This is a genomic window from Schaalia sp. (genome assembly GCF_050312375.1).
Classification (GTDB): domain Bacteria; phylum Actinomycetota; class Actinomycetes; order Actinomycetales; family Actinomycetaceae; genus Pauljensenia; species Pauljensenia hyovaginalis.
Genome location: NZ_JBNOYB010000059.1, coordinates 1 through 10,924, shown reverse-complemented (window position 1 = coordinate 10,924; position 10,924 = coordinate 1). Strand labels below are relative to the sequence as shown.

The window sequence follows — 10,924 nt, the reverse complement described above, 5'->3', positions numbered from 1 at the left end:
AACTGCGGGGCTCCCGTCCCGCCGCCGCGCCCGGGAGGGCTGTTCAGGCCCAGCGGAGCGAGAGGTGCTCACGGACGTGTCCGCCGTCCTCGACGAGGTCGGCGATCGCGATGGCGTAGTCGGCGTAGGAGAGGGCGGAGGTGCCGTCCTCGCCGACGGTGAAGCGATTGTCGCCCAGGACGTAGGAGCCGCGCCGTTCGCCTTCTTCGAGGAAGACGGCGGCGGGCGAGACGAAGGTCCACGCGGCGTCCTCACGCGTCTTGAGGAGGGCGGCCTCCTCCGCCTGCGCGGTTGCGAGCGGGCGGAACTCGTCGGGGAAGTCCGGGGTGTCGAGGAGGCGCGTGCCGTCCTCGTCGACGAGCAGGGAGCCCGCTCCTCCGACGATGTAGAGGTGCGCTCCGGTCGTGGCGGCGAGGTCGGCGAGATGCGAGGCCGATGCGGAGTGGAGGTGGAGGGTCTCGGGGGTGAAGGCGCCGAAGGCGTCGACGACGGCTTCGAAGCCGTCGAGGTCCTCGGCGGTGATGTCGAGGATGTCGCGGAGGATCGCGTGCGGGGCGTTCGAGCGGTTCTCCCCTCGGACGACGGCGGTGACATCGTGTCCGCGTGCGATGAGCTCGTCGGTGATGAGGCGGCCGGCCTTGCCGCTGGCCGCGACGACGGCGATCTTCATGGTGCTTCTCCTTCAGGGGTTCATTCGCTGATGGAATGACGATACGATTACAAGTATCGGAATGGAAGTAGGCACTTTATTGTGCTGTAGGCACCATTTGGAAACTAAACAGATCAGAAGGCATTCATGATGATCCTTGAGAAGCTTCCGGCATGCCCGGTCGAGACGACGCTCCTCCTCATCTCGAACCGTTGGCGCACCCTCATCGTCCGCGACCTCCTCACCGGGACGAAGCGCTTCAGCGAACTCAAGCGCTCCGTCACGGGCGTCTCCCAGAAGGTCCTCACCGCGAACCTGCGCGAGATGGAGGGGGCGGGCATCGTCCGCCGGGAAGTCTTCGCCGAGGTCCCGCCCCGCGTCGAGTACTCCCTCACGGATCTCGGCCGCACCCTCGAACCCGTCCTCGCCGCCATGGACCAGTGGGGAAGCCGCTACAAACGCTCCCTCGCGGCCTCGAAGTGAAGCCGATCGGCGCTCGCCGCACGCATCGCCGTCCGAGGGGGGAGCGCCTTCACCGGCTCACGGGCGGATGCGAGGAGCGCCGCCCTCGTCGCACGTCCCCCGCCGAAGGACGCGGGGGAGGGGCTCAGACGACGAACTCGAAGGGGTGCAGGAGGCGTTCGGTGATCTTCGTGAGCACCGTGCGCCCCTCCCACTCCTCGATCGTGAGCCGACGCGAAGTCGTGAGGTCGTTCGCGAAGATCTCCTCCATCCGCCCGGCCAACTCGGATGAGAAGAACTGCATGTTCACCTCGTGGTTGCCGCGCATCGACAGGCGGTCGATGTTCGCCGTCCCGATCGTCGACCACTTCGAATCGACCGTCATCGTCTTCGAGTGGACCATCGCATGCTGGTACAGCCAGATCTCAATGCCCTCGCGCAGGAGCTGCCCGTAGTAGGGGCGGGCCACCCAGTCGGCGAGGATGTGGTTCGAGAACTCGGGGATCAGGACGCGCACGCGCACGCCCCGGCGGGCCGCGGCGATGAGCGCCTGAAGGACCTCCTTGTCGGGGATGAAATAGGCGGTCGTGATCGCGATCGACTCGGTCGCCCTCTCCATCGCATCGATGTACATCCCGCGGATCGGATAGAGGAAGCGGTGCGGCGCGTTGAAGGAGGCCGTCGTCTTCGCCTCCCAACTGCGGGCCCCCTGGTCGGGGAGCCTCGGCGCGCGCTTCGGCTTGAAGTGATTCCAGAAGTCGACGAAGCCGTTCTCCAGCTCCCACACCGCCGCGCCCGACACGCGGACGTGCGTATCGCGCCATTCGTTCGCGAAGGGGTCGCCGATGTTGTACCCGCCGACGAATCCGACCTCCGAATCGACCACGAGGATCTTGCGGTGGTCCTGCCCCGTGTTCCGAAGATTCAAGGTGAGCAGGCCCGAGCGGATCGCCGGGAACTTCCTCACCCACAGGTTCGGGAGCTTCGGGAACATGAAGAAGCGCGGATCCTGATTGAGCACGCCGAAACCGTCGTACACGCAGTACACCCGCACGCCGCGCTTCGCGGCCGAGATGATCGCGTCCTTGAAGCGCTGACCCCACTCGTCCGAACGCCAGATGAAGGTCTCGAAGTAGATGTGGTGCTTCGCCCGGCCGATCGCGTCCAGCATGTCCGCGTACAGCGAATGCCCCTCGGTGTAGGTCCTGACGGTCGTGCGCGAGACCCGCGTGTCGGCGGGCTCGAGGGCGGGGAACCCGTGCCGACCACCGGGAACGCGCTGCTTGCGCATGTGGTCGACCATGTGGACCGCGATGAGCGCGGTCGTCTGAGCCGCGATGATGCCCAGGCCGACCTTCTTCACGATGCTCAAGGTGTCGGCACTGAGGCGGGGTCTGCGGCTCCAATCCATGGCTTCAAGGATAAAGGGACTCGTCCGGCCCGTTTGGCGAGCGACGGGAATCAGTCAACGGCCGCCAATGAGTAGGATGGCGAACATGTCACGCATCAGTACTGACGAGGTCGCCCGCGTTGCGGGCCTGGCCCATATCGCATTGACTCCCGAGGAGATCGAGCGCTTCGCCGGTGAACTCGACGTCATCGCCGACTCGGTCGCCAAGGTGTCCGAAGTCGCCACGCCGGACGTTCCCGCGACGTCGCACCCGATCCCGCTCACGAACGTGTGGCGCGAGGACGAGATCGCGGACACCCTGGACCGCGACGAGGTCCTCGCTGCGGCGCCCGCCTCCGAGGACGGCATGTTCCTCGTTCCGCAGATCCTCGGGGAGGAATGATGAACGCACTCGTGAAGAAATCGGCGCTCGAACTCGCCGAGCTGCTCGCCGCCGGGCGGATCACCTCGGTCGAGCTCACGACCGCCTGCCTCGACCGGATCGAGGCCCTGAACCCGAAGCTCAACGCCTTCCTGTTCGTCGATCGCGAGGGCGCGCTCGCCACCGCGGCCGAGGTCGACGCCAAGCGCGCAGCGGGAGAGGACCTCCATCCGCTCGCGGGCGTCCCGATCGCCCTCAAGGACAACATGGTGACCCGCGGGATCCCGACGACCTGCGCCTCGAAGATCCTCGAGGGCTGGCTGCCGCCCTACGACGCGACCGTCGTGAAGAAGATCCAGGAGGCGGGCCTTCCCATCGTCGGCAAGACCAACATGGATGAGTTCGCGATGGGCTCCTCGACCGAGCACTCCGCGTACGGCCCGACCCTCAACCCGTGGGATACGACGAGGATCCCGGGCGGCTCCGGCGGAGGCAGTGCGGCTGCGGTCGCCGCCTACATGGTGCCGCTCGCCCTCGGCTCCGACACGGGCGGCTCGATCCGCCAGCCCGGTTCGGTCACCGGCACCGTCGGCGCGAAGCCGACATACGGCCAGGTGTCGCGCTACGGACTCGTCGCAATGGCCTCCTCCCTCGACCAGATCGGCCCGGTCACGCGCACAGTCGCCGACGCCGCCGCGCTCACCGAGCTCATCGCCGGCCACGATCCCCTCGACTCGACCTCGCTCGATGAGCCGGTCCCGCAGCTCCGGCACGCGGTGGAGGCCGCCGTCGGCGCCAAGCGCATCGAGGGGCTGAAGATCGGCGTCGTCAAGGAGCTGTCGGGCGAGGGCTATCAGGACGAGGTCCTCTCCGCCTTCAACGCGACCGTCGAAGCCCTGCGCGAGTCGGGCGCCGAGGTCCTTGAGGTGTCCTGCCCGAGCTTCGATTACGCGCTCGCCGCCTACTACCTCATCATGCCGGCGGAGGTCTCCTCGAATCTCGCGCGCTTCGACGGCATGCGCTACGGCATCCGCGTCAAGCCGAGTGAAGGTCCGGTGACCGCGGCCTCCGTCATGGCCGCCACCCGCGAGGCCGGATTCGGCGATGAGGTGAAGCGCCGCATCATCCTCGGCACGCACGTCCTGTCGGCCGGTTATTACGATGCCTATTACGGCAGCGCCCAGAAGGTCCGCACCCTCATCCAGCGCGATTTCGATCGCGTGTTCGGCGAGGTCGACGTCCTCGTCTCGCCGACGGCTCCGACAACCGCCTTCAAGTTCGGCGATAAGATCGACGACCCGATGGCAATGTACCTCAACGACGTCGCCACGATCCCGGCGAATCTCGCGGGCGTGCCGGCGATGAGCGTTCCGAACGCCGTGAGCTCCGAGGGCCTGCCGATCGGATTCCAGATCATCGCGCCGGCGCGCGGCGATCAAATCATGTACGAGGTCGCCGGGCTCGTCGAAGCCTTGAGCGACGAGGTCGCGGCCTCCTGCCCGGCCGGAAGCTGGGAGGGGAACTGATGACCGAGCTCATGGCATACGACGAGGTCGCCGCTGCTTTCGACCCGGTTCTGGGTATCGAGGTGCACGTCGAGCTCGGCACGAAGACGAAGATGTTCGACGCTGCGCCGAACGCCTTCGGCGGCGATCCGAACACCTATGTGACGCCCGTGTCGCTCGGCCTGCCCGGCTGCCTCCCGGTCGTCAACAGGACGGCCGTCGAATACGCGATCAAGATCGGCCTCGCCCTCAACTGCGAGATCGCCGAGTACTGCCGATTCGCGCGCAAGAACTACTTCTACCCCGATCTGACGAAGGCCTTCCAGACCTCGCAGTTCGATGAGCCGATCGCGGCGAACGGCTACGTCGATGTCGAGCTCGAGGACGGGACCCTGTTCCGCGTCGAGATCGAGCGCGCGCACATGGAGGAGGACGCCGGGAAGAACACGCACGTGGGCGGCGCCGACGGCCGCATTCACGGCGCGGATCACTCCCTCGTGGATTACAACCGCGCGGGCGTGCCGCTCGTCGAGATCGTGACCCGGCCCATCACGGGCGCCGGGGAGCGCGCTCCGGAGGTCGCCGCCGCCTACGTCCAGACCCTGCGCGACATCTTCCGGGCGCTCGGCGTCTCCGAGGCCCGCATGGAGCGCGGCAACGTCCGCGCCGACGTCAACGTGTCGCTGCGCCCCTCGCCCGAGGCGCCGCTCGGCACGCGCACGGAGACGAAGAACGTCAACTCCTTCCGCGGCATCGCGGCGGCCGTGCGCTACGAGATGCAGCGGCAGGGTGCGATCCTGGCCTCGGGCGGCGAGGTCGTCCAGGAGACCCGCCACTTCCATGAGGAGGACGGCTCCACGTCCCAGGGGCGCGAGAAGTCCGACGCCGAGGACTACCGCTACTTCCCCGAGCCCGATCTCGTCCCGGTCGCACCGGCTCGCGAATGGGTCGAGGAGCTGCGTGCGACTCTGCCCGAGCTCCCGGTGGCCAAGCGCCGCCGTCTGCGCGAGGAGTGGGGCTTCGCGGACATGGAGATGCGCGACGTCATCAACGCCGGGGCGCTCGAGATCATCGAGGCGACCGTCGCCGCCGGCGCCGATCCGAATTCGGCGCGCAAGTGGTGGATGGGCGAGCTGTCGCGCCGGGCGAAGGAGCGCGAGCTGTCCCTTGAGGACATGCCCGTGACGCCCGCGCAGATCGCCGAACTCCAGTCGCTCATCGATTCGGGCCGGATCAACGACAAGCTCGCGCGTCAGGCGCTCGAAGGGGTTCTCGAGGGCGAGGGCTCGCCGACTCAGGTCGTCGAGGCCCGAGGTCTCGAAGTCGTGTCCGACGACGGTGCGCTGACCGCCGCCGTCAAGGAGGCCATCGAGGGCAATGCCGGAATCGTCGCGAAGATCCGGGGCGGCAAGCTCCAGGCCGTCGGGGCCCTGGTCGGTGCTGTGATGAAGGCGACGCGCGGGCAGGCCGATGCCGCTCGCGTGAAGGAGCTCATCCTCGCCGAGCTCGGAGTCGAAGGCTGAGGGCTCGTCCGAGCTCTTCAAGGGTCGGCCGCCGGGGCTCCCCAGCGGCCGACCCGTTTCCGCGCGTGCGGCGCTGCGCCGGGAACGGCGCATGGGCAGGGACAGGGGCGAGGGGCGAGGAGGCCCGGCAACAAGTCGGACAAACCTCTGCTGCGCCTGGCAACAGGTCGGACGGGGTGTCTGCTGAGCCTGGCAACAAGCCGGACAGGGTGTCTGCTGAGCCTGGCAACAAGCCGGACGGGGTGTCTGTAGAGCCTGGCAACAAGTCGGATGAGGATGCGATCTACGGGTGCGACTGCACGTGCTGACCCGTGCGAATACTCGGCCCCTGATGCACCTCCGTCCGGGTTGTTGCCAGCGGGGATCGGGGTGGGGTTCGGGTTGTTGCCAGCGGGCGCGGGGGTGGGGTTCGAGTTGTTGCCGGCAATGGGCGCGTGAAGTCGGGCCCGAGCGGGGAGCCCGGGGAAGGGGCGGTGCGCAGCGCGAGGGCCGACGGGGGGGACGACGGATCTCGAAGGCGGCCTCAATGCCCTCAACGCCTATGTGCATGCTGTTTGACCAGCGGTTTCATGGACTTGAAACATTGGCTTCAAGAGATGAAGTCAAAATAACGGTTTGATTACAGTTCGTGAAATCAGAGCTTTTCGCCCTCGGCGGCGGTGCACACTGAACGGCATGAGCCGATGTCGAAGCCGACACGGCATCACCCCCAACGGTCCACAGTTCAGCGGAGAACCAATGACTGACTCATGTCGTGAACGCGTCGTCCTTCAGATGCGTCACATCACGAAGGTCTTTCCAGGCGTCGTCGCCCTCGACGACGTCAACCTGGCCGTGCGCAATGCCGAGATCCACGCCATCTGCGGCGAGAACGGGGCCGGGAAGTCGACCCTCATGAAGGTCCTCTCCGGCGTCCACCCGCACGGCACCTACTCGGGAGCCATCGAGTTCGAGGGCGAGGAGGTGAGCTTCTCCTCGATCCGCGACTCCGAGAAGGCGGGCATCGTCATCATCCACCAGGAACTCGCGCTCATCCCCCAGCTCTCCATCGCCGAGAACATGTTCATGGGCAACGAGGTCAAGCGTCACGGCGTCATCGACTGGCACGCCACCCGGGAGCGCGCCCTCAAGTACATGGCCGAAGTCGGGCTCGATGAGAACCCCGATGAACTCATCAAGGACATCGGAGTCGGCAAGCAGCAGCTCGTCGAGATCGCGAAGGCGCTCGCGAAGGACGTGAAGCTCCTCATCCTCGACGAACCCACGTCCGCGCTCAACGAAGAGGAATCCGCCCACCTCCTCGACCTCATGCGCAAGGAGCGCGAACGCGGCGTCGCGATGATCATGATCTCGCACAAGCTCGATGAGGTCTCCGCCGTCGCCGATGCGGTGACGATCATCCGGGACGGGAAGACCGTCGGATGGATGGACACGGACGAGGGCCCGATCGACCAGGAGGAGATCATCCGCCTCATGGTCGGCCGCTCCCTGGACAACCGGTACCCGGCGCGCGATCCTCATCCCGGTGAGATCAAGTTCGAGGTCGAGGACTGGTGGGTCCGCCACCCGATCAATCCCGACCGCTACGTCTGCAAGGGCTCCTCCCTCAATGTGCGCGCCGGAGAAGTCGTCGGCCTCGCGGGACTCATGGGCGCGGGCCGCACCGAACTGGCGCGATCGATCTTCGGCCACTCCTACGGAGTCCACGAACGCGGCGAGGTCCGTATCGACGGCCGCAAGATCAAGGCGAACAGCGTCCCCGAAGCGATCGATTCGGGCATCGCCTACCTCTCCGAGGACCGCAAGATGCTCGGCCTCAACCTGCTCGAGCTCATCCACGAATCCGTCGTCTCCGCGAAGCCCTCCAAGATCAAGAAGGGGGCGGCGCTCGACATCGAACTCGGCAAGCGCTACGCCGAGGAGTACCGCGAGAACCTGCGGATCAAGGCCCCCTCGGTCATGACCGGCGTCTCCACCCTCTCGGGCGGCAACCAGCAGAAGGTCGTCCTCGCAAAGTGGATGTTCACCGACCCGGAGGTCCTCATCCTCGACGAGCCGACCCGAGGCATCGACGTCGGCGCGAAGTACGAGATCTACACCTTCATCCACGCCCTCGCTGAGCAGGGCAAGGCGGTCATCGTGATCTCCTCGGAGCTCCCCGAGCTCCTGGGCATCACCGATCGCATCTACACCATCTTCGAGGGCGAGGTCACCGGCTGCATGGACACGGCCGATGCCGATCAGGAAAGCCTCATGCACCTGATGACAAGCCATACCGCCTCGAACTGACCCACCCCACTCAACACGCTCGAAGGTCCACTTCCATGAAGAAGAATCTCAAATCACTGTTCGGCGGGGACTTCCGTCAGGTCGGCATGGTCGCCGCCCTCGCCGCCATCGCCCTGTTCTTCCAGTTCAAGACCGACGGCAAGGTCTTCCAGGCGCAGAACCTGATGAACCTGGTCATGGGCAACACCTACGTCCTCGTCCTCGCGATCGGCATGGTCCTCGTCATCATCGCCGGGCACATCGACCTGTCCGTCGGATCCGTCGCCGCGACGGTCGGCATCGTCGTCGCCGTCGCCATGCGGGACTGGAGCCTCAATCCCTGGCTCGCCATCCTCCTGGGCGTCGCGGTCGGCATCCTCATCGGCACCTGGCAGGGCTTCTGGGTCGCCAAGTGGGGGATCCCGGCGTTCATCGTCACCCTCGGAGGCATGCTCCTCTTCCGCGGCGTCAACCAGCTCATCGGCAAGTCCCTCACCGTTCCGGTTCCCGAACTCTTCCAGACCCTCGGCGCCGGATACCTGCCCGACATCGCCCCCGAGGTGATCCCCTTCAACCTGCCCACGATGATCCTCGCGCTCATCGCGGTGCTCGCCCTCGCCTGGAAGGAATGGCGCTCCTACGTCGCGAAGAAGGGCTTCGAGGCCGACCCCACCCCGATCTGGGTGCCCGTCGTCCGCATCCTCGTCCTCGGCGGTGCGATCCTCATCTTCGCCTGGATCTTCGCGACCGGCCGTCCCGGTACGTCCTTCCCGATCCCCGGCGTCATCGTCGTCATCCTCGCGCTCGCATACTCCTTCCTCGCCGAGCGCACGGTCCTGGGCCGATCCGTGTACGCGATCGGCGGCAACAAAGCGGCTGCCGAACTCACGGGCGTGAAGGTCGTCAAGACGAACTTCTTCGTCATCTGCAACTCCGCCTTCCTCGCCGCCCTCGCCGGGATGCTCTTCATCGGGCGCTCGACGGCGTCGGGGCCGGCCGACGGCAACATGTGGGAGCTCGACGCGATCGCGGCCGTCTTCATCGGCGGCGCTGCGGTCTCCGGCGGCGTCGGCACCATCATGGGCACCATGGTCGGTGCGCTCGTCATGGCCTTCCTCAATAACGGCCTGCAGCTCATGGGCGTCGGATCCGACTGGACGCAGATCATCAAGGGCCTCGTGCTCCTCGCAGCGGTCGCGGTCGACGTCTACTCCAAGAGGCAGGGGAAGCGCTCCATCATCGGGACCTTCCAGAACGCCCGAGCCAACCAGAAGGCCGTCCAAGCGGCCGAAGCCAAGCCCGCCGAATCCTGAGCCCCGGCTCGGATCGGAATGCCGGGCGGAGCGCTCCGCCCGGCGCCCCGGGACCCGCTCGGAAACGAGCGGGAGAATCCCGCAAACCCAAGCGGGAGGATCAATCCCGGAAATCCTGGGCCCATCGGATTCGGTGGAGACCCGATCGAACACCAACTCAGTGGTCAACCAACAACTCAGTGGAGAAGAGACAATGAAGACTCTCAAGGCCCTCGCCGCAGGCTCCGCGGCTGCAGCGCTCGCCCTTACGATGGCCGGCTGCGGCGCCCGGGATACCGGCACCGCCGCCAGCGGCGATCAGTCCGCGGCTCCGGCTTCGGACGGCATCTCGGTCGGCATCGCGATGCCCCAGAAGACCTCCCAGAACTGGGTCGAGGCCGAGGACATGTTCAAGCAGAACTGCGAGGCGGAGGGCATCACCTGCACCATCCAGTTCGCGAACGGCGGCGTCGCCGAGCAGCAGAACCAGATCTCCGCGATGATCGAAAACGGTGTGAACGTCCTCGTCATCGGCGCGATCGACGGCTCCCAGCTCGGCACCCAGCTCAAGGCCGCGAAGGACGCGGGCATCGCGATCGTCGCCTACGACCGCCTGCTGACGAACACGAAGGACATCGACTACTACATCGCCTACGACAACTTCGGGGTCGGTCAGCTTCAGGGGACCGCTCTCCTCGAGGGCCTGGCGGCCAAGGCCGGCGAGTCCCCGTGGGACATCGAGCTCTTCGGAGGCTCCCCGGATGACTCCAACTCCCTCAAGTTCTTCGGCGGCGCGATGGACGTCCTCCAGCCGAAGATCGACGACGGCACCCTCGTTGTGAAGTCCGGGCAGACCGAATTCACGCAGGTCGCCACGCAGGGCTGGCTCCCGAAGAACGCTCAGGACCGCATGGCCGCGCTGCTGACCTCCACCTACCAGGGCGATGCGGTGCCGGACGGCGTCCTCTCCCCGAACGACACCCTCGGTCGCGCGATCATCACCGCCGTCGAGCAGGCCGGCAAGCCGGTCCCGGTCGTGACCGGTCAGGATTCCGAGGACGAGTCGGTGACCTGGGTGACGCAGGGCAAGCAGTACTCGACGATCTTCAAGGACACCCGTCCGCTCGTGAAGGCAACGGTCGCCCTTTCGATCCAGCTCGCCAAGGGCGAGGCCGCCCCGAAGGTCGAGGGCGCGACCCTCGATGACAAGCAGTACGAGTCGATGGAGGGCAACCCCGTCAAGTCCTTCCTGCTCACCCCGCAGATCGTGACCTCTGAGAACGCCGCCGAGGTCTACAAGGACGACGCGCACCGCCTCGATCTCGTCAACGCCGCGAAGTGAAGCACTGACTCCCGGCTTCACCGCGCCTCGGGGCGCCATGGGCGTGTCGAGGTGAACTGAGGCCCTTCGTCGAAGACGACGCCGGTGCCCCGCCTCTGAAGAGGCGGACAG

The 10,924-nt window shown here is 66.5% G+C and carries 9 protein-coding genes; 7 read left to right on the top strand and 2 right to left on the bottom strand.

Going from position 1 to position 10,924, the window contains the following annotated elements; genetic code table 11:
• Window positions 1-43 precede the first annotated feature (43 nt).
• Window positions 44-670, bottom strand: a complete 627-nt coding sequence (locus ACQY7V_RS04860; RefSeq protein WP_277299261.1) for an NAD(P)-dependent oxidoreductase — start codon at window positions 668-670, stop codon at window positions 44-46.
• A gap of 126 nt (window positions 671-796) precedes the next feature.
• Here ACQY7V_RS04860 and ACQY7V_RS04855 point away from each other — a divergent pair, with 126 nt between their 5' ends.
• Complete coding sequence (locus ACQY7V_RS04855) at window positions 797-1,132, top strand: winged helix-turn-helix transcriptional regulator (RefSeq protein ID WP_277299262.1); 336 nt, start codon at window positions 797-799, stop codon at window positions 1,130-1,132.
• Between the two features lie 124 nt (window positions 1,133-1,256).
• Here the strand turns inward: ACQY7V_RS04855 and ACQY7V_RS04850 are convergent, their stop codons facing one another.
• The gene (locus ACQY7V_RS04850; RefSeq protein WP_154476631.1) at window positions 1,257-2,522 is read right to left on the bottom strand and encodes a phospholipase D-like domain-containing protein; all 1,266 of its coding nucleotides are present in this window, start codon (window positions 2,520-2,522) and stop codon (window positions 1,257-1,259) included.
• A gap of 85 nt (window positions 2,523-2,607) precedes the next feature.
• Between ACQY7V_RS04850 and gatC the strand changes: the two genes are divergently transcribed.
• From gatC to ACQY7V_RS04820, 6 genes are all read left to right on the top strand, one after another.
• Window positions 2,608-2,904, top strand: a complete 297-nt coding sequence (gatC, locus tag ACQY7V_RS04845) for an Asp-tRNA(Asn)/Glu-tRNA(Gln) amidotransferase subunit GatC (RefSeq protein WP_154476633.1) — start codon at window positions 2,608-2,610, stop codon at window positions 2,902-2,904.
• Window positions 2,904-4,409: an Asp-tRNA(Asn)/Glu-tRNA(Gln) amidotransferase subunit GatA gene (gatA, locus tag ACQY7V_RS04840; RefSeq protein ID WP_277299535.1), complete on the top strand. Its 1,506-nt coding sequence runs from the start codon at window positions 2,904-2,906 to the stop codon at window positions 4,407-4,409. Before gatC ends, gatA begins: the two co-directional genes overlap by 1 nt.
• Complete coding sequence (gene gatB / locus ACQY7V_RS04835; RefSeq protein WP_154476635.1) at window positions 4,409-5,911, top strand: Asp-tRNA(Asn)/Glu-tRNA(Gln) amidotransferase subunit GatB; 1,503 nt, start codon at window positions 4,409-4,411, stop codon at window positions 5,909-5,911. Before gatA ends, gatB begins: the two co-directional genes overlap by 1 nt.
• Window positions 5,912-6,649: 738 nt before the next feature.
• Window positions 6,650-8,200 carry a sugar ABC transporter ATP-binding protein gene (locus ACQY7V_RS04830; protein WP_277299534.1) on the top strand — a complete coding sequence of 517 codons (1,551 nt, stop codon included), beginning with the start codon at window positions 6,650-6,652 and terminating at the stop codon, window positions 8,198-8,200.
• A 35-nt stretch (window positions 8,201-8,235) separates the two neighbouring features.
• A complete protein-coding gene (locus tag ACQY7V_RS04825) occupies window positions 8,236-9,492 on the top strand; it encodes an ABC transporter permease subunit (protein ID WP_277299533.1) in 1,257 nt (418 codons plus the stop codon).
• Window positions 9,493-9,685: 193 nt separating this feature from the next.
• The gene (locus tag ACQY7V_RS04820) at window positions 9,686-10,813 is read left to right on the top strand and encodes a sugar-binding protein (protein WP_154476641.1); all 1,128 of its coding nucleotides are present in this window, start codon (window positions 9,686-9,688) and stop codon (window positions 10,811-10,813) included.
• Window positions 10,814-10,924: the final 111 nt, after the last annotated feature.

Bases quoted from the DNA above. Each gene is read 5' to 3' on its own strand.
- ACQY7V_RS04830 (WP_277299534.1), top strand. From the start codon at position 6,650: ATGACTGACTCATGTCGTGAACGCGTCGTCCTTCAGATGCGTCACATC.
- ACQY7V_RS04850 (WP_154476631.1), bottom strand. From the start codon at position 2,522: ATGGATTGGAGCCGCAGACCCCGCCTCAGTGCCGACACCTTGAGCATC.
- gatA (WP_277299535.1), top strand. From the start codon at position 2,904: ATGAACGCACTCGTGAAGAAATCGGCGCTCGAACTCGCCGAGCTGCTC.
- ACQY7V_RS04860 (WP_277299261.1), bottom strand. From the start codon at position 670: ATGAAGATCGCCGTCGTCGCGGCCAGCGGCAAGGCCGGCCGCCTCATC.
- gatC (WP_154476633.1), top strand. From the start codon at position 2,608: ATGTCACGCATCAGTACTGACGAGGTCGCCCGCGTTGCGGGCCTGGCC.
- gatB (WP_154476635.1), top strand. From the start codon at position 4,409: ATGACCGAGCTCATGGCATACGACGAGGTCGCCGCTGCTTTCGACCCG.
- ACQY7V_RS04825 (WP_277299533.1), top strand. From the start codon at position 8,236: ATGAAGAAGAATCTCAAATCACTGTTCGGCGGGGACTTCCGTCAGGTC.
- ACQY7V_RS04820 (WP_154476641.1), top strand. From the start codon at position 9,686: ATGAAGACTCTCAAGGCCCTCGCCGCAGGCTCCGCGGCTGCAGCGCTC.
- ACQY7V_RS04855 (WP_277299262.1), top strand. From the start codon at position 797: ATGATGATCCTTGAGAAGCTTCCGGCATGCCCGGTCGAGACGACGCTC.